Here is a 23313-nt window from a genome sequence, read left to right on the forward strand (position 1 = left end):
TTCATCTAAACAAAAAGTATAGATCTATGCTATTCAGACAATCCTATGAAAAGATAGGAAATGGAGAGAAATTTATGTTTGGAATGAAAAAGATTAGAAAAATAAATAAATCAAATGATTCTTCGGCGAAAACTGAAGCTAAACATATTAAAATTCCGTCGTCTAAGGTGGAATTCATTGAAAAACTAAAAGAGATTACACACTCACCAGCAGATTTAATGATAAAGGAAATTAGTGACACCATTACGATTATCTATGTTGACTTTTTAATTGATGTAAATACTTTAAATGAACAGATTTTACCAACACTTGAAAAAACAGATTGTGCAACACCCAGAATTATAAAAGAGAGCCTTTTAGTTGCTGAAGTTGACTTAGGTTCAGAGTTGAATAAATGTGTACTTGAAATGTTAATTGGTGCAGTATTAATTCATGTCGAGGGGAATTCTGAACTCGTCATTGCTAAGATATCAGCGTACCAGACGAGAAGTTTAACAACCCCTGAAAATGAATCCCAAGTTATCGGGTCACAAATAGGCTTCAATGAAAGTCTTGCAACGAACATTTCATTAATCCGTAGGTATATTACAAACCCTAACTTAAGTAATGAAAAATATGTTATAGGGAAAGAAACTAATACGTCATTATCCGTTTTATATATTAAAGGCATTGCCTCCGAAGAGTATGTGAATACTGTTCGCCAAAGAATTATAGATTTGGATGTTTCCGATATTTTAGATAGTGCAATTTTAACTGAATTAATAGATGATAATTCTTTAACCATTTTCCCTCAAATGCTTTTAACTGAAAGACCCGATAGATTTTGTGATGGACTATTAAGTGGAAAAGTTGGCATAGTGGTAAACGGAAGTTCTATGGCTATCCTATGTCCTTATACCTTTTTCGAATTTTTCCAGAGTAGAGAAGACCAAAACCTTCGTTGGCCAATAGCTACCTTTTTAAGGTTATTAAGGTTTAGCGCTATCTTAATATCAATCTTTTTTACACCTATATATGTTGCTACCTTAACATTTCACTATGAAGTGATTCCACAGCCTCTATTAGTACCTTTAAGTGAATCGAGAGCGATAGTTCCATTTCCACCAATTATCGAAGCTTTATTTTTGGAATTAATAATTGAACTATTACGCGAAGCTGGGGCACGTTTGCCTACCAAAGTAGGACAAACAATCGGGATTGTTGGAGGGATTGTCCTGGGAACAGCAGCTGTTCAAGCAGGGATTACAAGTAATATTTTAATCATTATTATTGCTTTATGTGCCTTATCTGCTTTTACTACTCCAAATTATGTGATGGGTAATGTAATTAGAATTTTACGTTTTCCAATCATTTTTTTAGCTGGATTTTGGGGCTTTTATGGCATTATGTTTGCTTTTTGTTTACTAATTATTCATTTATTAAGACAATCGAGCCTTGGTGCTCCTTATTTGCAACCATTCTATCCACCGAGATGGAAAGACATGGCTGATAGTGTGATAAGGTTACCTCTCCCGTTTATTAATCGTCAACCGATACTTACATCTAGAAAAGTAAACGATAAGGCGTCAAATAACAACTCTTCAAATGAGGAGAAGATGAAGCAATCATGAAATCCTTACTCCAAATAAGCAACGATCAAAAGTTTAATGCACCTCTCCTATTTTTTGTAGTGGTAACTAGTCAAATAGCGGTTGGAATTCAGGGATTTCAACGTCTTATCGTAAAGGATGCAACTCACGATGCATGGATTTCAATCTTATTGAGTTTTCTATTTTCTCACTTTATTGTATATGTCATGTTTAAAACACTGGAAATATATTCAACAAACGATTTGTTTGGCATTCAGCTAGATTTGTTTGGCAAATACCTTGGTCATTTAATAAACTTTTCATATGTTATTTACGTATCTTTCGCCTTTTTTGTGGTATTAAAAAATTACACTGAAATCATCACAACATGGGTTTTTCCAAATTTATCACAGGTATTTATCTCAGGAACTCTTTTGATACTTGTCATTTATTCATTTACAGGTGGGTTGCGGGTAATAATTGGAGTTTGCTTCATTAGCGTTGTTTCCACTATTTGGATGCTACTTCTACTCCTCTTCCCTTTAGAATATGCACATTATAATCACCTTCTACCCGTACTATCAAATGATCTTGTAAGTATCTTAAAAGGTGCATATTCAATGACGTTTACAATTGTTGGATTTGAAGTTGTCAATATCCTGTACCCATTTGTAAAAGATAAAAACAAAGCACAAAAATATGTTCACTTTGGTTTGTTTTTTACTTGCTTTGTATATGTATTTGTTATGATTGTTACCATAGTATATTTTAGCAATGAGCAATTGGAAAAGACAATTTGGGCATTGCTTACATTATTTAGCATTATAAAGCTTCCTTTTATTGAGAGAATTGAAATTATTGTTATCTGTTTTTGGTTAATTATTATATTACCTAATCTTTGTTTATTTTCTTGGTCTGCATACCGGGGCATTGTTCGGATAAAGAATATTAAAGGAACAACATTTATTTGGATTTTTACTATTTTAATTTTTTTTGTTTCATTACCAGTCCAATCACGACATGATATAAACCGGATAAATAATATATTTAGTAAAATTGCATTTTACGTCGTTTTTATCTATCCATTGTTTCTCTATATTATGGCATCAACTAAAAAGATTTTGAAAAAATGGGTGAAAAGTAGTTGAGAAAAATAAAATTAATTTTAATCTTGTTAATATGCTGCTCGTTAATCACTGGGTGTGCGGAAACTAAAATTCTAGAAAGAATAAGTTTAGTAACGTTAATTGGTTATGATAATGGAGATGAGGATAAGGTAACGGCCACTACAGTTGTTCGACAAATTAACCCGGAATTTGAAAGTAGAGTCGAAACTCAAACGGAAACCGAAGCAACGAGTAAAGGAACACGAATCAAAGTAGACATGAAAACTGCGAAGAAATTAGCAGCTGGTCAATTGCGGGTTGTACTATACGGTGAAGAGCTGGCGAAACAGGGGATAGAGGAATCCATTCAAACCCTGCTTTCAAATTCTGAAATTAGTACAAGTGTCTATTTAGCGGTAGTCAGAGGAGAGTCAAAAACCTTGATAGAACAGAACTATGAAGGAATATCTGACATTGGCCAACATCTGTATAATTTAATAGACCATAACATTGAGCAACAACAACTAATCTCTTCAACACTTCATGAAATAGGACGGGATAATCAATCAAAAGTACGGAATTTTGCATTACCAATCCTTAAAAAAGAGGGACAATTTATCGGAATTACTGGTACTGCTTTTTTTAATAAAGGAAAAATGGTTGGTGAACTACCATCAAGTGATATCTCCTATCTCGTGCTGATTTGTGATAGTTTTAAGTCCGGTACACTTGAACTTTCCTTGGATTCGGAATCAATAAGTCCCACAGTCGAGACGAAAGGTGACACCCTCAATTTGGCTGTTGACTCAATAAAATCAAAAAGTATTATAAAAGTAACCGATGCAAAAAAGAACGAATTTGATTTAAACATACTATTGAAATGTAGATTGTTGGAAACTTCTAATAAAATTGATATAAGTGATCCAAAAGTTAATAAGACAATAGAAAAAGCCATGAATGAAAAAATTGAAAGCGAAATCTCCAGGATTATTAAGTATACGAAAGAAATTGAATCGGACATCTTTGGTTTTGGGGAAGAATATAGATCGCAGGTTAGAGGCGCGAATCTAACAGAGGAGAAATGGATGGAAATGTATAAAAAAATGAAATTAAATATAAATGTGGATGTTGAGATTATAAGAAATGGCGTATATGAATAATAATTTATGATATTTCATCACGATTTGGGCAAGATAAACTCAACTACAGACAATAGTTAGGTTGGGTTTAGCGTGTTAATGAATAAAATTATACCGATTCTGATTATTCTTTTGCTTTCAGTCAATATCACAACGATTCAAGCTGAAAAAGAGGGAGACGAGTCAATCTCTTCTAGAACGATTAAAATTATAGATCCTTTTACAAAGGATCTTATTAAGACTTTTACACCGAGTGATTACGAGATCGCAATAGATATCACTCAATATAAGAAGCAAATTAAAGTGTGGGTGCGTGATTTTAGTGATGGCTATCGAAAGCCAATGATCTTAGATAAGATTGAAGAAAACGGCGAGCTCATCAAGGGAAGACCGCTAATAACTGTTAATGAGGAGGAGCTTGTTGAACAAATCGTTCAGCATTCGTTATCAGGTGGGGAAATTGAGCTTCCACTAAATTATAGTCAAAGTGATTATAGTGAGAAGGATCTCCCTTATTTTAATGAAGTAGTCCTTGCCTCTTACAGTACACGCTTTAGAGCATTTAACTCTGGACGCAGTAAAAATATCGAGCTTTCAGCAAATGCCATAAATAATGTAATAGTCGGTAACAACGATATATTTTCCTTTAATTCGGTCGTTGGGCCAAGAGATGTTGCATCCGGCTATCAAATGGCACCAGAAATAATAAAAGGAAAGATGGTCATGGGAATAGGTGGGGGCATATGCCAGACCTCTTCGACATTATTTAATGCGGTAGATCAGTTAGGCTTGAAAATTATTGAACGCCATAATCATTCAAGGGATGTTGGTTATGTACCAGAAGGCAGAGATGCAACAGTTTCCTTTGGAGGACTAGATTTTGTATTTCAAAACACAATTGGTGTTCCCTTTATTGTGAAAACCTATTATCAAAAAGGGGCTATTACTATACAGATTAAAACGTCAAAGGAATACGAACAGATTCTAAAAAATGAACTCAGTCATTTACAGTAAAGACACGTAAATCTCGTGTCTTTTTTCTTTTGGAAAAGAAAATCCCTTACTTGAGCTTTAAGCAGTAAAATAGCATAATGAGAATTAGTAGAATATACAGAAATTTTAGTTCGAAATATAAATGTAAATCCAAAAAATTTACGTAGAGAGGTTTGGTAAGATGAAAGATTTATGGCATGGCGGGACAATCTATACAATGACTGATGAGAATGATAGAGTAGAGGCTGTTTTAGTAGAGCATGGTAAGATTATAGAAGTAGGAGCATTCGAGAAACTAAAAGTACAAGCTGATACTTTTCATGATTTAAAAGGAGCTACAATGTATCCTGGATTTGTAGATAGTCATCTTCATATCATAGGCCACGGGGAGAAATTACTGCGTCTTGATCTATCAAATGCAACCTCAGTAGAGGAAGTACTTTCCTTAGTACGTGAAGCAGCAAAGAATACGCCGTCAGATAAATGGTTATTTGGAGAAGGATGGAATGAAAATAACTTTAAAGACAAGCGTATTCCTACTATTCAAGAGCTTGATGCCATCCGATCAGGTCCCATCCTTTTAACACGTGTATGTCATCATGTCCTTTTGGGTAACACAGCTGCACTGAATGCAGGAGAGATTCATGAAGACAGCATTTCTCCAGCAGGAGGTAAAATTGGCCGTGATTCCAATGGTAAATTAAACGGTCTCTTATATGAGCAAGCTACAAGTCTAGTTAATAATGCGATTGTTCGAGAAGGAGAAGCCTATGTTCAAAATTTAGTAGAAGCATTGAACTATTCGATTGATGACATGCTATCTAAAGGTTTAACAGGTGGTCACAGTGAGGATATGAGCTATTTTGGCAGTTATACGAATCCTCTAACCGCTTATGAAAGAGTAATAGGAGAAAAGCGTCATTTCCGTGTGAATTTACTTCGGCATCATGCTGTTTTTAAAGAGATGATGGAGGCAAATCCTTCCTATGATGAACCCTTTATTGAACCAGGTGCTATGAAAATCTTTGCTGATGGTTCGTTAGGTGGAGCAACTGCTGCATTAGTTGAACCATATTGTGATAATCCGGAGAATAAAGGATTATTTATTCACACTGATGAAGAACTAGAGGAGCTTGTAAAATTAGCACGTAAATATAATGAGGCAATTGCTGTTCACATGATTGGTGATGCTGCTACTGAGCAAGTTTTGAACGCTATTGAAAAATACCCTGTACCAGCAGACAAACGCGATCGATTAATACATTGCTGTGTTTTAAATGAGAATCTAATGGAACGAATAACAAGGTTATCGGCAGTTGTGGATATACAGCCAGCCTTTGTTTCTTCAGATTTCCCTTGGGTAATTGAAAGACTTGGTGAAAATCGCTTAGAGTATGCTTATGCTTGGAAAAAAATGCTGGATAGAGGCATTATGTGTTCTGCTGGAACAGATGCACCAATTGAAGATATCGATCCTCTTTTATCTATTTATGCTGCAGTTGAACGTAAAAAGCCTGGAGCACAGCATGAGGGATACATTCCTGAAGAGAAGCTAACTCGCTTTGAGGCAATCCGTGCTTATACGTATGGTAGTGCACAAGCCATTGGAAAAGAAGCTGTTCGTGGGTTCATCAAACCAGGCTATGATGCTGATTTTTCTATTTTTAATCGTGATTTATTTGAAGGGTCATCAGAGGATATGCTAGAAGCTATAGCTGTGAAAACAGTTGTAGCAGGTCGAGTTGTTTTTGAACGATAAAGTAGAAAAATAAAAACCAATCCCCTCCACAGTGCTTTTAGAGGGGATTGGTTTTAAAATTTATATGTGATGCCTGTAAGCTTTTCTGAAAGGATCCATAGATTACTGGATACATTTTCAACAAATTGCTGATCTAATATTTCTAGTTCAGTAGGGGAGCCTTTTATTCCTTTACGTCCATCTGGTCCGATATATTCTCCTCCACGAATCGAATAATCTGTTGCTGCATACAAAATTGGATTCGCAGCAGCCTCCGCACTTTGACCAATCATTTTTAATGAAGCCCGTGTAAGGCGCGTCTTAAGCTTACGAGAACCCTTCCCGAAGATGTAGGTTTGCGCAATTCCTGGATGACAAGCAACGCTTATTGAATCAATATTCCGCGCACGAAAACGATATTGAAGCTCTTTAGCAAAGTACATACAAGCAAGTTTACTTTGAGCATAGCGCTTCATGGCATTAGATTTCACCTTAGAGCCAAGAAACTCTTTAAATTCTGGCTTAATGGAATGCGCAGAAAGACTACCAAGTGAAATTACCCTAGAATCCGGTGTTTTAATGATTAAATCGAGCAATAATCCTGTTAAAGCAAAATGCCCTAAATAGTTGATGCCGAATTGTGATTCAAAACCGTCCTTTGTCTCTTTTTTGGGCGGCATCAGTACACCTGCATTATTAATCAGTATTGATAAGGAACGAAATTTTTTACGAAAATCCTCGGCGAATTCTTTAATACTTTCTAAATCATTTAAATCGAGCTTTAGTACATGTACATTTGCGTTAGGAAATTCTCTTTTAATCTTATCTACAGCTTCATGTCCTTTGTTCAGATTACGAACTGCCAGTATGACTGTAGCGTAATTTTCAGCTAATGCCAAGCTTGTTTCATAGCCGATTCCACTATTTCCCCCAGTAACAATTGCTACTTTTCCTGTAAGATCTCGTATGTCTTTTTTTGTCCATCCTTTACTCATACTTACACACTCCTTAAATTACTTCAAATCAATTGATGGAGTTGAAATTTTCTGCTCAAGTCTAGTAAATTATGTTTTATTATATGTTCAAAACCGCGAAACAGAAGAAACCTTGTAATGTTATTTAAGAAATGTGTTTTGAGTTAGGAGTTTATATATTTAATAAGGGAATTTTATATTAAAAAGCGACACACATTTATTTTGTGTGCCGCTGTATTCTAACTGTCTAAAAACCCTGGTTCTAAATAACTTGGGTTAGGATAGGAATAGAAGCCTAGTTTAGTTTCTGTACCCAATTTTCCCTTCTCAATATACTCAGATTTTAGGACATTAGCTAATTTTTTAAATTCTTCATTACCAGCTTCGCCCTTAGCGTTCGCTATGTTATAGGCTGTATTGATTCCTACAATGTCTAATATTGCAAATGGACCCTTTGGAGAACCAGTTGCAATCATCCACGTTTTATCAATTGTTTCTACATCAGCAATCTTCTTGACTAATAGCATTTGAGCAGCTTCTAGGAAGGGAACGAGTAAAGAATTTAAAATGTAGCCAGGTTGTTCTCTTTGAATAGGTAATGCTACCATTCCAATCGATTTGGCAAATTCGATAACCTCATCAAATACTGTTTTTTCAGTATTAGGATGTTTCATAATTTCGGCAGTATTGTTTAACCAGATTTCATTAGCAAAATGTAACGCAAGAAATTTATGAGGTCTACCTGTTATTTCTGCAAATTGACTTGGCAGCATCGTAGAGGAGTTGGTTGCAAAAATCGCCTTTTCGGGTGCTACTTGACGTAGCTGTTGATAGAAAGTCTTCTTAATCTCAACTACTTCTGGGACAGCTTCAATAACTAAATCTGCGTCTAGAACTGCTTCTCCTAAATCTGTATAGAAGGAAATACGATTATAAGCTAAATTTACAGCTTCTTCTGTCGCTTCAAGGTCTTGAGTATAGCGTACCTTTAGATTCATCATTCGATTTTTCCCACGATCTATTGCTTCATCATTAATATCATATACTGCAACATCATATCCTTTAAATGCAGTTTGAAACGCAATCTGACTTCCTAAAACACCACTACCAGCTACTACAATCTTTTTATAGTCCATATGAAAACCCCTTACTTAGTTTTAAACAAGCTATATTGTTCACTTTTCATGATAGACATGCTACTGTTTTTTATACTGATTTTAAATGTTCTAATGGGCTGTTGTGAGAAATACAGTTCTTTCATTCGTTTTAAATGAATATAATGGTAGGAAAGGAGCGAATCATTGCATGTCTATTGCTGTTATTTACGGAAGTACTCGCGAAAATGGGAATACGGAATGGCTAACTGAGCTAGCGATAAATGATTTGCCTGTCGAAAAAATATATCTAAGAGAATATAACATACTGCCCATTAAGGATGAGCGGCACACAAAGGCAGGGTTTCAGGAGGTGACAGATCAATATAACATTATTATTGATAAAGTTTTGAAGCATGACATACTTATTTTTGCTACTCCTATCTATTGGTATAGCATGAGCGGAACAATGAAGCTGTTTATTGATCGGTGGTCTCAAACTTTACGTGATAAAGATCGACCTGCCTTTAGAGAAGAATTAGCGAAGAAAAGTGCCTATGTGATTGCGGTAGGAGGAGATAAGCCGACGATTAAAGCACTTCCGATGATACAACAGTTTCAATACATTTGCGATTTCTTTAATATGGCTTTTGAAAGCTATATTATTGGCAAAGCGAGTAAGCCAGGGGAGATACCCAATGATTCAAAGGCTATTGCAGCAGCTAGGGAAATGAATGCGTCCTTAAAGAATAAGTTGAAATTGAATTAGATGGCTAAAAACGAGTTGAAGACATTGAATCTCAACTCGTTTTTAGTTTAATTTAAGCGAGGATTTCATCTATATAGGGTGTTATAAACCCAATGTATTCTGACTTCATATTATCTGGTAGTTGAAGTGGGGAATAGTACGTCAGCGCTTGTGACTCATGATTTATCCTTAGCTTGCCACTAACGTTTTTTGATAGAAAAACAGCTGTAACAGAATAAAATTCATCACCATTTTCAATTTTACTGAAGTAATCTTTGCCAGAAAATACGCCTAATAATTTTAAATCACGTACAGTTAAGCCAGTTTCCTCAAAAACCTCTCGGTATGCGACTTCCTCATAGCTTTCTCCTAGATCCATCAAGCCACCTGGCAAGCCCCAGCTCCCATTAGGTCGCTGTTGCAGGAGAATATCCTTTTTGTCATTTACAATAATTACTACTGAACCAGGTAATAGTAATGGTTTATTACCTACATATTTACGAATTGCTTTATAATATTCCACTTATTTTACCTCTCTTAATGCGTATTCTTTCCTTACTAGTTCAATGCCTATATTTAAAAACCTCTATTTAAATACAAAAAAGCGAGAAGTCATCTTCTAGAATCACTTCTCGCTCTAATTATTACGCTAAATATTCATATTTAAGTTCGTCTGCTTCTATATTTACATCAATTAGTAGATCATGCTCATTAAAAAACCAAAGGTCGTCTTTTTCAATGTAGAAATGAACTCCATCAATCGTTTGCTTTATGCCAACATCATGCCACTCCTCACGATTCATGCCAAGGGAAAACCCTTCATGAAACGGGGAAGAACCACCATAACGTGCGTAAAAACGAATCATATCGCCAGGAGATACTTCCATCTCTTCTTTAAACCACTGTAATGCTTCTTTGGTAACTTTTATGTTCATACATAAACATCCCTTCAGACCGATCTTTAAATCCATTTTACTTTTGGTTCTGTTCCTTCTTTTATACGCTTAAGATTTGCACGGTGACGATAGAATATAAAGACAGTTAATATTAAGATTAAAATCAATAAAGCGATATCTCCAGTCACAATCATATAAATAATGCTATAAATAACTGCTATAACTGAAATAATCATCGAAGATAAGCTTACAATTTTGGTAACCTTTAATGCTAAAAAGAATGCTACAATTAATAAGAGGAATAATGGCCATGCATAGCCTAACAGTACTCCGCCAGAGGTTGCGACAGCCTTTCCACCACGGAATCCAGCAAAGATAGGAAACATATGTCCAACAACTGCTATTGCTCCTAATAATAGCGGATGTATTGTTGTATCTGCAAAAAACGGAACAAGTGGCAGTAATGTAGCAGCTGTCCCTTTTAAAATGTCCAGGATCGTTACGACAAGTCCCGCTTTTTTACCTAAAACACGAAATGAATTTGTCCCACCTAAATTTCCACTACCATGCTCTCTAATATCTTTTTTGTAAAAGATTTTACCAACCCAAAGGCCAGAAGGAATGGAGCCAATTAAATAGGCAGCCAATATAAGTATAATTACATTAACCATAGAATGTTCCTTTCAAAAAATTAATAGTTGGTACTAATACTTGTAATAACAATATACCACCTTTTTAACCATTTGAGGAAGATGTATTTGTATTTAGTTCTTTTATCGATCAAACTAAATAGACCCCCAACAAGTGTGACGGGACGAGTAGTTTTTTATACTATTGCGAGTCTGTAGCTCAATCATAACAAAGTTTTTTTAAAGAAAATGAATGAACTTGAAGGAAAAAGTAAAAATTATCGTGAATAAATGTACAATATGTTTTTAGATTTACAGTTATAATAAAAATATGTAAACACTTTTACCTTTTTAAGTAGGTTATCCATTACTAGAAGAGATACGAGTAGTTTGATAAATATTTCAAAGAGCACGGGTATATATACAAGCCGAAATTGATTTGCCTATAATATAGTTCAATAAAGTTTCAAATACGCCAAGCCACACTTGATTTTATAAAGTTCTATTTGTGCAGAGTGACTTGAGTTTGATACAATAAAAAAGCTTATTTCTGGTAAAAGGAATATTGACAGAAATTACTATACTCATTACGATGGATATAGAAACAGAACGGATGTTTGTATTTTTGGAGGGGGATTTGATTTGGCAATAAATCAGCCAGGGATCGCATATGATGACGATGCCATTCAAGTATTAGAAGGATTAGAAGCGGTTCGAAAACGACCAGGAATGTATATTGGCTCCACAGACAGTCGAGGTCTTCATCACTTAGTTTATGAAATAGTTGATAATGCAGTGGATGAAGCTCTTGGTGGATTTGGATCACATATCATTGTAAGGATTCATGAGGATGGATCTGTGAGTGTTCGTGACTATGGTCGAGGCATGCCAACCGGAATGCATAAAATGGGGAAGCCGACACCTGAAGTTATTTTTACAATCCTTCATGCTGGAGGTAAATTTGGTCAGGGTGGCTATAAAACAAGTGGTGGTCTACACGGAGTAGGTTCGTCTGTAGTTAATGCACTTTCTAAATTTTTAGAAGTAACTATTTATCGTGATGGTCAAATTTTCCGTCAGCGATTTGAGCAAGGCGGAAAGCCGGTTACAACACTTGAAGTAATTGGAACAACAAAAGAAACGGGAACGAATGTCAGCTTCTTGCCGGACAAAGAAATATTCTCTGTGACAAAATTCAATTACGATATATTAGCTGAACGACTACGTGAATCAGCCTTTTTACTTAAAGGGTTAAAAATCGAGCTTATTGATGAGCGCGGCGAGGGACAAGCTGATGTTTTCCATTATGAAAACGGAATTGAAGCGTTTGTTACATACTTGAATGAGGAAAAAGATGTTCTTCATCCTGTTAAATATGTCGAAGGCTCTCAAGAAGGTATTGAGGTAGAATTCGCATTTCAATTTAACGATGGTTATTCAGAAACAATCCTTTCATTTGTTAATAACGTTCGTACACGAGATGGCGGAACACATGAAACTGGTGCAAAATCAGCCATGACAAAGGTATTTAATGAGTACGCACGAAAAGTTGGGCTTTTAAAGGAAAAGGATAAAAACCTAGAAGGTACTGATATTCGAGAAGGACTTTCGGCTATTGTATCTGTTCGTATTCCAGAGCATCTTTTACAATTTGAAGGGCAAACGAAAAGTAAGCTTGGTACAACTGAAGCTCGTTCTGCAGTAGAGAGTGTTGTACTTGAGCAAATGCTTTATGTACTAGAAGAGAACGCTGAATTGTCTGCTTCGCTTGTTCGTAAGGCTATACGTGCACAGCAAGCTCGAGAAGCAGCCCGTAAAGCTCGAGAGGATGCACGTAGTGGCAAAAAGAAAAAGTCCAGTACACTTCTTTCTGGTAAGCTGACACCTGCACAATCGAAAAACGCTGCTCGTAATGAGTTATATCTAGTAGAGGGTGATTCTGCCGGTGGTTCGGCTAAGCAAGGCCGTGACCGTACATTCCAGGCAATCTTGCCTTTGCGCGGAAAAGTAATTAATACGGAAAAAGCAAAGCTATCAGACATCATGAAAAATGAAGAAATTTCTACAATCATTCATACAATTGGTGCTGGAGTAGGAGCAGATTTTAATATTGATGATTCCGCTTACAATAAAGTCATCATTATGACCGATGCCGATACTGATGGCGCTCATATCCAGGTATTACTTTTAACTTTCTTCTATAAATATATGAGACCATTAATTGATGCTGGTAAGGTATACATTGCACTACCACCTCTTTACAAAGTTTCTCGTGGTACCGGCAAAAAAGAAGTAATCGAGTACGCTTGGACAGAAAAAGAATTGCAAGCTTCTATCCAAAAGGTTGGTAAAGGCTATATGCTCCAACGTTATAAAGGACTTGGTGAAATGAATGCCGATCAGTTATGGGATACAACAATGAACCCTGAAACACGAACTTTAATTCGTGTAACAATAGAAGATGGCGCACGTGCTGAACGTCGCGTTACAACATTAATGGGCGATAAGGTTGAACCTAGACGTAAATGGATTGAATCCAATGTAGATTTTGGTATGGAGGATGACTTAAATATTTTAGATAGCGATTTCATCCAACATGAGGAGGATTTAGAAGTATGACGACACCCGAACGATTTCAAGAATTACCGTTAGAAGAAGTGATGGGCGATCGGTTCGGTCGTTATAGTAAATACATCATTCAGGATCGCGCTTTACCTGATGCACGTGACGGTTTAAAGCCTGTACAACGACGAATTCTATATGCCATGTTCAATGAGGGGAATACGAACGAAAAACCTTTCCGTAAATCTGCAAAAACAGTCGGAAATGTAATCGGTAATTTCCATCCACATGGAGATACATCCGTGTATGATGCAATGGTTCGTTTAAGTCAGGATTGGAAAATGCGCCATATGCTTATAGAGATGCATGGGAACAACGGTTCGGTAGATGGTGATCCACCAGCAGCGATGCGTTATACAGAAGCAAGGCTTTCTTCAATTGCTGCTGAAATGCTTCGCGATATTAATAAGGGAACTGTAGATTTTGTTCCAAACTTTGATGACCAAGATTTAGAGCCAACCGTTTTACCTTCAAGATTTCCAAACTTGCTTGTAAACGGTTCTACAGGGATTTCTGCAGGTTATGCTACAGATATACCGCCTCATAATTTAACTGAATCGCTTGATGCAGTACTTTTGCGTTTAGATAACCCCCAATGTTCCGTTGATGAATTAATGACAGTTATCAAGGGGCCTGATTTTCCTACTGGTGGAATTATTCAGGGTGTCGAGGGGATTAAAAAGGCTTATGAAACAGGTAGAGGAAAAATAATCGTACGTTCTAAAACTACGATTGAAGCAGTAAAGGGTGGTAAAGAACAAATCATCATTACCGAACTTCCTTTTGAAGTGAATAAAGCTAACCTAGTAAAGAAAATAGACGAGCAAAGAGTAGATAAGCGATTAGAGGGTATCTCTGAAATTCGAGACGAATCGGATCGCACAGGTCTTCGTATCGTTATTGAACTTAAAAAGGATGTACAAGCAGTTGGTATACTAAACTACCTATATAAATCAACTGAACTACAAGTCAACTACAATTTTAATATGATTGCCATTCATAATCGTCGTCCAACAATGATGACATTACCTTTAATGCTGGATTCATATATCAAACACCAAAAGGATGTAGTGACAAAACGTTCTAAATTTGACCTTAAAAAGGCTAATGATCGTTTACATATCGTTGAAGGTTTAATCAAAGCTATTTCAATTTTGGATGAAGTAATTATAACTATTCGTGCTTCAAAAGATAAACGTGATGCGAAAAATAACTTAGAACTACAATTTGGTTTTACAGAAGCTCAATCTGAAGCAATTGTTAGCTTACAGCTGTATCGCTTAACTAATACAGATATTACTGAGCTGCGTGCCGAACAAGAAGAACTTGAGAAGTTAATCTCAAAGCTAATGGATATTTTGGGGAATGAAAAAGAATTGATTAATGTCATCAAATCAGAACTAGCAGAAATCCGTGCTAAGTTTGCTGAAGAGCGTCGTTCAGTCATTCAAGCGGAAATTGAAGAAATTAAGTTAACTCTAGATGTATTAGTTCCAAGTGAAGAAGTTGTAGTAACAGTAACAAAGGACGGATATGTGAAACGCACAAGCACACGTTCTCATTCAGCTTCTAATGGTCAGGATTTTGCAATGAAGGATTCTGATTATCTATTATTTGAAGAGACACTTAATACTCAGCATCATCTAATGCTCTTTACAAACAAAGGAAATTATATTTATCAGCCTGTTCATGAGCTACCTGATATTCGCTGGAAGGATCTTGGCCAGCATATTTCAAGTATTGTTCCTATCGAGCAAGATGAGGAGATCATAGATGTCATTGGTATTGATAAATTCGATCAAGAAAATGTTTATATCCTCACAGCAACAAAAGAAGGACAAATTAAACGCTCAGCATTAGCAGATTATGCAGTTACTCGATATTCTAAACCAATTAAGACTATGAACCTTAAAGGCGAAGATGAAATGATTTTTGTAAGTCTTATTTCAGCTGAAAAAGAAGTGTTGTTAACATCTTACTTAAGCTATAGTCTACGATTTGATATTGACGAAATACCTGTAACTGGTGTAAAAACTGGTGGCGTTAAAGGTATCAATTTAAAGGATGGCGATTTATTAATAGCCGTAAACCTGCTCAATTCTGAAGAAAAGCAAGAAGTAGCGATTGTTACACATCGCGGATCTGTCAAACGCATGAATGTAACAGAGGTTGAGAAAAGTACGCGTGCAAAACGAGGCGTAGTCACATTAAAAGAGTTAAAAACGAATCCACATCGAATTTTTGCTGTAAAAGTGGTTTCAGCAAACGATACTGTGTTATTAGAAACAGAAGAAAACGTACAAGAAACGATTGAAGTGAAGTCATTATCAAAAGCAGACCGCTATTCAAATGGATCTTTAAAAATTGATGTATCCAATGATGGTGAGCTAATGCGTGTTAAAGTTATTCCTTCAAGCAATTAAGATTTAATCTATTATCGATATGTAAAGGCGACTATCCGCTTTTACATATCTTTTTTGGTTTATATAGAATTTATAATCTTAAATTTATGTTGCTTTCAATAGATATAACGAATAAGATAGACTTGTTTCCTTTATTTTCTAGGAGGTCTAATATGAACTTACAGGGTAGAACAAAAGGGATTATTCTAGTATTAACTGCAGCGTTTTTCTGGGGTATCTCTGGGACAGTTTCTCAATATCTCTTTCAAGAATTACATATCAGTGCAGAATGGCTAACTACCGCTAGACTGTTGTCTGCAGGCTTCTTACTTACATTAATAGCCTATAAACAACATGGGAATCGGGTATTTGATGTATGGCGTCACAAAGCTGATATTTTGGGAATTGTAATTTTCGGAATTATAGGGATGATTGGGGTACAATATACATACTTAGCTGCGATTAAGCATGGAAACGCAGCAACTGCTACTGTTTTACAATACTTAGGTCCAGCTATTGTAACTGGATATTTTATATTAAAAGCTAAGAGACGACCAACTTCAAAAGAAATGATTGCGGTTTTCTTAGCGCTATTTGGTACATTTTTACTCGTAACTCATGGTAATATCCAAAACTTATCAATCTCAAAGCTAGGCTTTCTATGGGGGATTTTAGCTGCTTTTGGACTTGCATTTTATACTATTCAACCAATCGAGCTTCTAAAACGCTGGGGGTCTACTATCGTAGTTGGCTGGGGCATGATTATCGGTGGGGTTGTGTTCAGCTTTGTAACACCTCCCTGGAGCTTTGAAGGGGAATGGTATTTCTCTACAAGCTTAGCCTTTTTATTTGTAGTTGTTTGCGGTACAGTCCTTGCTTTTTATAGTTATCTTGAGAGTTTAAAATACTTATCTGCATCTGAAACCAGTCTATTGGCTTGTGCCGAGCCATTGTCGGCTGCTGTAACATCCGTTCTATTTCTAAATGTTGCTTTTGGATGGATCGATTGGCTTGGTACTGTACTGATTTTACTAACCATAGTCGTATTAACTAAAAAACAAAAGGCATCTCCAGAAGAATCATTGTGATTGTCCTGGAAATGCCTTTTATGCTTCTTATAAAATTTATTTAAGGATTCCTGCTTTGTCTTTGTCATTCGTTCATGCGTACTAAACTTTACATCTCCCCGTTGTATAGTTACATCTTTACCTTGCTCACGTAGTACACGCAACCTGTTTTTCTTAGCTCTTGAATTCGACATTTACCTTCACCTCTTGATATTATTTGATTTCTATATTATTCCATTATGAGTAAAAAGGGAAGTAATAAATATAAAAACCTCGAGCAACTAGTGCTCGAGGCCATTTTGTGTATTAGTGTGATACGTCTTGAACAGAAATACCAGTTTGAGCTTTAACTTCAACTTCGCGATATTTCGCTTCATCAGCTTCTTTAGAAAGTAGGGTACCAATCCATCCACCTAAGAATCCTAGTGGAACAGAGATGATAGCTGGATTTCCTAATGGGAATAAAGCTTCTCCAACGAAGATTGCTGCACCTTCTACTGGATTCCAAACGTTTGGTGAAAGCGCTACTAAAATTAATGCTGAAATTAAACCAGTTAACATTCCTGTAACTGCACCCGTTGTATTGAAACGCTTCCAGTAGATTGTGTAAATTATTACTGGTAGGTTAGCAGACGCTGCGATACAGAATGCTAAAGATACTAAGAACGCAACGTTTAGAGTTTGTGCTCCTAATGCTAATACGATAGAAATTACAGAAATAATAATTGAACCTGTACGAGCAGCAATTACTTGTTCTCTTTCAGTTACTTTACCTTTTTTAATGATTTGACCATAGATATCATGTGAAAGGGCAGATGCTCCAGAAAGTACAAGACCTGCTACTACTGCTAAGATTGTTGCAAAGGCAACAGCACATACGAAGGAGAATAGAATATCTCCACCTAAAGCTTGTGCAAGAAGTGGGGCAGCCATGTTACCAGCAGCGTTTGCAGCAACAATTGCATCTTTACCTACGAATGCAGCAGCACCAAATCCTAAGAAGATTGTTAACACATAGAATAAACCAACAATCCAAGTTGCCCAAATTACTGAAGAACGAGCTGTTTGAGCATCCTTTACTGTGAAGAAACGCATTAAAATATGTGGTAAACCTGCAGTTCCTAATACTAAAGCAATTAACATTGAAATCGTGTCAATTCCATTTGTATATTTTAGACCAGGGTTTAAGTATGCTTCACCAGCTTCTGTTGCAGTAGACATATGTGAGAACATAGTTAAGATATTAAAATCGAATTTAGCTAATACTAAGAATGAAATAATGACTGTACCTAACATTAAAAGACATGCTTTGATAATTTGTACCCAAGAAGTTGCAGTCATACCGCCAAATAATACATAGACTGTCATCATGAAACCTACAAGAAGTACTGCTACCCAATAATCAATTCCTAATAATAATTGAATAAGTGCACCTGCACCAACAAGCTGAGCGATCATATAGAATAAAACAATTACAATTGAACTTAAAGCAGCTGTTCCACGAACCTTTTTTGCATCAAAACGAGCAGAAATCATGTCCGCTAAAGTAAATTTACCAAGGTTACGTAATGGTTCAGCTACGATATATAAAACCACTAAGTAAGCTACTAAATAACCAAGTGAGAAGAAGAATCCATCAAATCCAGCTAAAGCGATAGATCCAGCAATACCAAGGAATGAAGCAGCAGATAAATAGTCACCTGAGATAGCTAGTCCATTTTGCCAACCTTTTAAACCTCCACCAGCAGTATAGAAATCGCTAGCAGTATTATTTTTTCTTGATGCCCACCATGTGATAGCTAATGTTAAGCCAACAATCCCGACGAACATTGCAATAGCAGTAATACTCATTAATTAACACCTCTCTCATACTCTTCGATAATCGCTTTTGCTTCCTTATCGAATGAATTCGCCTTTGATACGTATAGATGAGCTAGTCCCCATGTCATGATAAATAGCCCAGCAGAGTAGAACCATACCCACGTAATTTCTCCTACAGCTTTATGATGTAGAATTTCAGTAAATGAAGTTAAGATAGGTAATAACAAGTAAGCAACTAAAAAAATAACAGTAAGAGTCCATAAGAAGTTGTTTTTTCTTTTCGTTAACTTTTTGAATGATTCCATTTGTGCAATCTTGTCATAATTAATATTTTCTCTAATTTTCCCCGCCATAATTATCCCCCTTTTTTAGGTTATTATTTTCTACTTTGTGTTCGTAAAATTCTAGTTTAATAGTTTTTACATTTCTCATTTTATTTTGTCGTTCACAAAATTGCAATACTTTTTATTTAAATAATAAATATATTTTTGAAAATTTATTAGTTTTTTAGAGAATTTCTATACAAAAACGATTAAAAATAGGTATTACCATTAAAAAAACACAGATTTCATATATACACGAAAGAGAAAATATGAAAACTTTTGGTTATTGACAAAGCAAAATTTCGCAATTATTCCAGCCTGTAAATAGTGAAAATAGTTTATAATAGTATTCTGTAATAGGCTTTTTGCTAACTTAGTAGATGGTTTATTTGGAAAATTTCAATAAAATTTCACAGCATTTTTTGATTGAAAATTGTTACGATTAATAGGATGAATTCGATGTAAAATAATATAGCTTATGGAGGGGTTTTACGGTGTCTAAATTCAGTTTTGTAATTATAGTATTAGCCATTGTATTGAATTTATCTGCTTGTGGAGACAATGAAGATGCTGCTCATGATATGTCACAAGATGATAAAGAAGAAACTACACAAATTGACCATTCAACAATGAATCATTCAACTGATGGCAAGTTACCAGATGGTTTAAAAGAAGCTAGTTATCCAACATACTCAGTCGGTAGCACAGCTATAATACAAGCAAACCATATGGAAGGCATGAATAATGCTGAAGCTACAATTGTAGGTGCTTATGATACAACAGTTTATGCAGTATCTTATACACCATCAAATGGTGGAGAACCTGTTACAAATCATAAATGGGTGATTCATGAGGAACTAAAGGGAGCTGGTGAAGATCCTTTAAAGCCAGGTGATCAAGCAACCATTAATGCAGACCATATGCACGGAATGCAAGGAGCAACAGGAACAATTGATTCGGCAATAGAAACTACTGTATATATGGTAGATTACATTTCAACAACAGGAGAAAAAGTAACAAATCATAAATGGGTCACAGAAAGTGAATTATCAAAAACAAAAGAATAAGCTTGAAAATACAGCTTGGGAAGTCTAGGCTGTATTTTTTTGCCTAAAGCAACAGGTGTTAATTTATAAACACTATAAGATTAATGGTACTAGTTGAAGATTAAAAATTGGTTTCAGAGCTATTTTGGTTTCTGTCTCACTATTAAGAGTATACTTTTTAAATGATACTTAGCTTCCTATAATAGATATTACGACCACATCCCTATTTATAGAAGTATAAAAAGGAGTATCTAAATACTCCTTTGCTAACTTTCAATACGATATCTCCATTTACCATCTTTAACTTGCTCAATATCAATTAAGTTGCAACTTGCTTCAATAACATCATTTAAATTCAATTTATTATCCTTAGCAAATACTCTAAGATTTTCTAGTACTTCTTTATTACATGTTGTTCTGAATTCAACTCGATCCTTGGGTCTGTTTTTTTTATCGAAGTTTATATAATTTTCTTTTAAAATCTGCACAAATCCAGTTTCTAATAAATATCCTACATGTGTATTATGTTCGTCTGCTAGTTTTTTTAGCTCTGTTAGCAATGATTTACTTATACGTGTTTTATATTCAGCCCTAGTATCGTCAACCGTTTGAATTAATCTACCATTAACAGATTTCCACAAAATACTTCACCTCCGTTTCTTTAATCCATTGTGTAAGCCTCTCACGTTTTGTATATACATAATTTTCTTCACAATTATTATAAATAAGCCTAGATAGCTCTGAAATACTTTCTTTACCTTTTACCCAAACTCTATATACTTTTCGCCCTGAATTTGTCAATTGGTTTGTTATTTCAGTTTTCAAATTCCATTTTTTAAATATGTTATATAATCCTTCAGCGAAATTATAACTAGCTGTAGTAATATTCATTACATAACCACGGTCTTGTACCCACCCATCCCCGTCCACTACCCCTCGTACAAATGAGCCCATAAATTCTTCCGGCACGTCTGGAAAAGGTAAAGTTAAAGATTTATTGGAAGTAACTCCTAAATTAGCCAGATCATTTTTAATTTCTTTTGAGTTTATAACTAAGATGGGTACGGTTCTAGTGGTGCTGATTGGTCGTACTACGTAGGCTACTTCCATATATTTGGCCACTAGTTTAAGGATTCTTTCATCTTTTTGAGCGAAGTTTATGCTATGTGCATTTCCACTAACTGTTCCATCCGTAACAAATAATCCAAATACCCAAGCCATTTCATGGGACCAGATTTTAAAAAAGTCTTCATTGACCTTATGTTTTCTTGGTTGGCCACTGGATGGCTCACGATTAACGGTGACATTATGCTTAGCAATTACATTATAGATGGCTCGATTAGATAGCCCAATAATTGGAACCATCTCTTTATAAGGCATGCCACTTTTGTACATCTCTATAATCATATCATCAGTTATTCCTTTATTTCTCGGCATCTTAAACCCTCCAATATAATTAGGCTTTATGCTATAAACTAAAGGTGTTAATACAATTATACAAACATATGTTCTTGTTTTCAATAATTTACACTCAATTTAAATGAAATAATTTCCAGATGATTCAAATAAAAAGTTCAACCAATATTGGCTGAACTTTAGATATTTCTCTTACAATCTTATAAGCTTCTTCCACCTGCAATACCTGGATGCGTCATTTCATATGGATCTAATATTTTATCTAACTGTTCGGCAGTTAGGGCACCTGATTTAATACATAACTCACGAACAGAGTTCCCTGTTTCAATTGCCTCTTTTGCAATTTGAGCAGCAAGCTCATATCCAATATGAGGATTTACAGCAGTAATAATCCCTACACTTTGTTCGACATATTGTTTTAAATGCTCTACATTTGCTTTAATACCTAATACACATTTCTCTGTAAACACTTTAAATACATTATTCATAATCGAGATAGATTGAATTAAATTATAGAATAGGACAGGCTCCATTACGTTTAATTCAAATTGGCCAGCTTCAGAGGCTTGTGAAATCGTTAAATCATTCCCCATAACTTGAAAAGCAACTTGGTTTACTACTTCTGCCATCACGGGATTTACTTTACCAGGCATGATTGATGATCCAGGCTGACGAGCTGGTAACACAATTTCAAATAATCCATCGCGTGGTCCAGAGGCCATTAAACGAAAATCATTGGCAATTTTAGACATATTAATCATGCAAACCTTTAACATGGCAGATACTTCAGTATAACAATCCGTATTTTGAGTTGCATCCACTAAATGTTCTGCTCCACTTAATGGCAACCCACTTAAATCCCTAAGATTTTGTATAACTGCTTCAATATACTTCGGGTCTGCATTTAAGCCTGTACCAACAGCGGTTGCCCCCATATTCACTTCATATAAATGCTGAATAGATAGTGACATACGTGATATATCACGAGAAATCACTCTAGCATAAGCCTCGAACTCTTGACCAAGTAATATCGGTACAGCATCTTGTAAATGTGTACGGCCCATTTTTATAACACCGGCAAATTCTTTCGCCTTTGACCCAAACGCATCTTGCATAGTTTTAGTTGAATCGAGTAATTGATGCATTAAGCTTAAGACTGCAATATGAGTTGCTGTTGGAAATGCGTCATTTGTTGACTGAGACATATTGATATGGCTATTGGGACTAATGACTTTATAATTCCCCTTTTCCACTCCCATAAGTTCAAGTGCACGATTTGCAATTACTTCGTTTGAATTCATATTGATAGATGTCCCAGCACCACCCTGAATCGGGTCAACAATAAATTGGTCATTCCATTTTCCATCAATCACTTCATCACATGCTTGTATAATGAATTGTCCAATTTTATTGTCTAACATACCCACCTTCATATTGGCTAGTGCGGCAGCTTTTTTTACAATACCTAAAGATTTTATAAGCACTGGATGGATTCGGTATCCAGTAATTGGGAAATTCTCAATAGCCCTCATTGTTTGTACGCCATAATATGCGTTTTTTGGTATTTCCTTTTCACCTAAAAAATCTTTTTCAATACGAAATTCGCTCATTACCATAATACAAATCTCCATTTCTGATGTCTTCTAAATTAAAAGCAAATTATTTTATATAAGAATATTCCAAAACCTATCTCTAGATTAGCACAATTTAATCTAATTTTGAGATAGAAAA

20 protein-coding genes are annotated in these 23313 nt (G+C 35.4%); 10 read left to right on the forward strand and 10 right to left on the reverse strand.

Going from position 1 to position 23313, the window contains the following annotated elements; translation table 11 throughout:
• Window positions 1-83: 83 nt before the first annotated feature.
• From BJ095_RS12050 to BJ095_RS12070, 5 genes are all read left to right on the forward strand, one after another.
• Complete coding sequence (locus BJ095_RS12050) at window positions 84-1610, forward strand: spore germination protein (protein ID WP_404427982.1); 1527 nt, start codon at window positions 84-86, stop codon at window positions 1608-1610.
• Entirely contained in the window at window positions 1607-2716 is a 1110-nt protein-coding gene (locus BJ095_RS12055; protein ID WP_107936392.1) for a GerAB/ArcD/ProY family transporter, read from the forward strand. The genes BJ095_RS12050 and BJ095_RS12055 overlap by 4 nt, the downstream gene beginning before the upstream one ends.
• A complete protein-coding gene (locus BJ095_RS12060; protein ID WP_107936390.1) occupies window positions 2713-3834 on the forward strand; it encodes a Ger(x)C family spore germination protein in 1122 nt (373 codons plus the stop codon). Before BJ095_RS12055 ends, BJ095_RS12060 begins: the two co-directional genes overlap by 4 nt.
• Before the next feature lie 78 nt (window positions 3835-3912).
• Window positions 3913-4827, forward strand: coding sequence for a VanW family protein (locus tag BJ095_RS12065; RefSeq protein WP_107936455.1), 915 nt, complete (start codon window positions 3913-3915; stop codon window positions 4825-4827).
• Between the two features lie 160 nt (window positions 4828-4987).
• Complete coding sequence (locus BJ095_RS12070; protein ID WP_107936388.1) at window positions 4988-6565, forward strand: amidohydrolase; 1578 nt, start codon at window positions 4988-4990, stop codon at window positions 6563-6565.
• A 53-nt stretch (window positions 6566-6618) separates the two neighbouring features.
• Here the strand turns inward: BJ095_RS12070 and BJ095_RS12075 are convergent, their stop codons facing one another.
• Window positions 6619-7539, reverse strand: coding sequence for an oxidoreductase (locus BJ095_RS12075; protein WP_107936386.1), 921 nt, complete (start codon window positions 7537-7539; stop codon window positions 6619-6621).
• Window positions 7540-7757: 218 nt separating this feature from the next.
• Entirely contained in the window at window positions 7758-8654 is an 897-nt protein-coding gene (locus tag BJ095_RS12080; RefSeq protein ID WP_107936384.1) for a 3-hydroxyacyl-CoA dehydrogenase, read from the reverse strand.
• 169 nt (window positions 8655-8823) lie between these two features.
• Here BJ095_RS12080 and BJ095_RS12085 point away from each other — a divergent pair, with 169 nt between their 5' ends.
• The gene (locus BJ095_RS12085; protein WP_107936382.1) at window positions 8824-9381 is read left to right on the forward strand and encodes a flavodoxin family protein; all 558 of its coding nucleotides are present in this window, start codon (window positions 8824-8826) and stop codon (window positions 9379-9381) included.
• 52 nt (window positions 9382-9433) lie between these two features.
• On the opposite strand, the gene BJ095_RS12090 is transcribed toward BJ095_RS12085, so the two are convergent.
• The 3 genes from BJ095_RS12090 to plsY form a co-directional block, all read right to left on the reverse strand.
• Window positions 9434-9883: an NUDIX hydrolase gene (locus BJ095_RS12090; protein WP_107936379.1), complete on the reverse strand. Its 450-nt coding sequence runs from the start codon at window positions 9881-9883 to the stop codon at window positions 9434-9436.
• Between the two features lie 121 nt (window positions 9884-10004).
• Window positions 10005-10295, reverse strand: coding sequence for a HesB/YadR/YfhF family protein (locus BJ095_RS12095; RefSeq protein ID WP_107936377.1), 291 nt, complete (start codon window positions 10293-10295; stop codon window positions 10005-10007).
• A gap of 26 nt (window positions 10296-10321) precedes the next feature.
• Window positions 10322-10927 (reverse strand): glycerol-3-phosphate 1-O-acyltransferase PlsY, encoded by a 606-nt coding sequence (gene plsY, locus BJ095_RS12100; RefSeq protein ID WP_107936375.1) that lies wholly within the window; start codon window positions 10925-10927, stop codon window positions 10322-10324.
• A 600-nt stretch (window positions 10928-11527) separates the two neighbouring features.
• On the opposite strand from plsY, the gene parE reads away from it, so the two are divergent.
• The 3 genes from parE (at window position 11528) to BJ095_RS12115 (ending at window position 16997) form a co-directional block, all read left to right on the forward strand.
• Window positions 11528-13504, forward strand: coding sequence for a DNA topoisomerase IV subunit B (gene parE, locus BJ095_RS12105; protein WP_107936373.1), 1977 nt, complete (start codon window positions 11528-11530; stop codon window positions 13502-13504).
• Complete coding sequence (gene parC, locus BJ095_RS12110; protein ID WP_107936371.1) at window positions 13501-15930, forward strand: DNA topoisomerase IV subunit A; 2430 nt, start codon at window positions 13501-13503, stop codon at window positions 15928-15930. Before parE ends, parC begins: the two co-directional genes overlap by 4 nt.
• 152 nt (window positions 15931-16082) lie before the next feature.
• The gene (locus BJ095_RS12115; protein WP_107936369.1) at window positions 16083-16997 is read left to right on the forward strand and encodes a DMT family transporter; all 915 of its coding nucleotides are present in this window, start codon (window positions 16083-16085) and stop codon (window positions 16995-16997) included.
• A gap of 285 nt (window positions 16998-17282) precedes the next feature.
• Here the strand turns inward: BJ095_RS12115 and BJ095_RS12120 are convergent, their stop codons facing one another.
• A complete protein-coding gene (locus BJ095_RS12120; protein ID WP_107936367.1) occupies window positions 17283-18827 on the reverse strand; it encodes a solute symporter family protein in 1545 nt (514 codons plus the stop codon).
• Window positions 18827-19150, reverse strand: coding sequence for a DUF485 domain-containing protein (locus BJ095_RS12125; RefSeq protein ID WP_107936365.1), 324 nt, complete (start codon window positions 19148-19150; stop codon window positions 18827-18829). The genes BJ095_RS12120 and BJ095_RS12125 overlap by 1 nt, the downstream gene beginning before the upstream one ends.
• 464 nt (window positions 19151-19614) lie before the next feature.
• Here BJ095_RS12125 and BJ095_RS12130 point away from each other — a divergent pair, with 464 nt between their 5' ends.
• A complete protein-coding gene (locus BJ095_RS12130) occupies window positions 19615-20187 on the forward strand; it encodes a YdhK family protein (protein WP_235867655.1) in 573 nt (190 codons plus the stop codon).
• A 245-nt stretch (window positions 20188-20432) separates the two neighbouring features.
• Here the strand turns inward: BJ095_RS12130 and BJ095_RS12135 are convergent, their stop codons facing one another.
• The 3 genes from BJ095_RS12135 to aspA form a co-directional block, all read right to left on the reverse strand.
• A complete protein-coding gene (locus tag BJ095_RS12135) occupies window positions 20433-20807 on the reverse strand; it encodes an rRNA methyltransferase (RefSeq protein WP_107937032.1) in 375 nt (124 codons plus the stop codon).
• Window positions 20791-21603 carry an LAGLIDADG family homing endonuclease gene (locus BJ095_RS12140; protein ID WP_107937034.1) on the reverse strand — a complete coding sequence of 271 codons (813 nt, stop codon included), beginning with the start codon at window positions 21601-21603 and terminating at the stop codon, window positions 20791-20793. The genes BJ095_RS12135 and BJ095_RS12140 overlap by 17 nt, the downstream gene beginning before the upstream one ends.
• A gap of 179 nt (window positions 21604-21782) precedes the next feature.
• On the reverse strand, window positions 21783-23198 hold the full coding sequence (gene aspA, locus BJ095_RS12145) for an aspartate ammonia-lyase (protein ID WP_107937036.1): 1416 nt from the start codon (window positions 23196-23198) through the stop codon (window positions 21783-21785).
• Window positions 23199-23313 lie beyond the last annotated feature (115 nt).

The organism is Ureibacillus chungkukjangi, from assembly GCF_003217295.1.
Taxonomy (GTDB): Bacteria; Bacillota; Bacilli; order Bacillales_A; family Planococcaceae; genus Ureibacillus; species Ureibacillus chungkukjangi.